Origin of the sequence: Microbacterium maritypicum MF109 (assembly GCF_000455825.1) — a bacterium.
Classification (GTDB): Bacteria; Actinomycetota; Actinomycetes; order Actinomycetales; family Microbacteriaceae; genus Microbacterium; species Microbacterium maritypicum_A.
In genome coordinates this window covers 1-218 of record NZ_ATAO01000178.1, presented here as the reverse complement: position 1 = coordinate 218, position 218 = coordinate 1, and the positions used below count along the sequence as shown (strand labels likewise).

Genomic DNA, 218 nt, shown 5'->3' with positions numbered 1-218 from the left:
GACGAAGAACAGCATGAAGCCGATGATCATGTAGACGAAGATCACCGACGGGCCCGCGACCGAGATGGTCTTGCCGCTGCCCATGAACAGCCCGGTGCCGATGGCCCCGCCGATCGCGAGCAGTTGGATGTGGCGGTTGCTCAGCGCTCGCCGCAGATGCTGTTCCTCTCCGTCCGCGGCGGTGTCGCGCTCGCGTCCGGTTCCCCCCGTGTACTGCT

Annotated in this window: 1 pseudogene; it reads right to left on the bottom strand. The window is 65.6% G+C overall.

The features are described from left to right. Nucleotides 1–156: pseudogene (locus L687_RS30040) on the bottom strand (D-serine/D-alanine/glycine transporter); the annotation flags it as partial. Nucleotides 157–218: the final 62 nt, after the last annotated feature.